The following is a 237-nucleotide window of genomic DNA, read 5'->3' on the forward strand; positions in this document are numbered from 1 at the left end:
CCTTGTCCCGGCGGCCCTGGACCAGGATGTCGAGCACGGTGCCGTCGGCATCGACGGCCCGCCACAGGTACTTCAACTCGCCGTTGATCTTGATGAAGACCTCGTCCAGGTGCCATTTGTCCCCGGGCCGGGGCCGCCGGCGGCGCAGGCCGTTGGCGTAGGCCTGCCCGAACTTCGCGCACCAGCGGCGGACGGTCTCGTGGGAGACGAGCACGCCGCGCTCGAGCATCAGCTCCT

1 protein-coding gene is annotated in these 237 nt (G+C 69.6%); it reads right to left on the reverse strand.

Annotated features, from left to right (window positions below):
- On the reverse strand, positions 1-237 hold a 237-nt coding region (locus JL475_RS39560; RefSeq protein WP_202283001.1), incomplete at both ends, for a DDE-type integrase/transposase/recombinase.

This window comes from Streptomyces sp. M2CJ-2, from assembly GCF_016757295.1.
Taxonomy (GTDB): Bacteria; Actinomycetota; Actinomycetes; order Streptomycetales; family Streptomycetaceae; genus Streptomyces.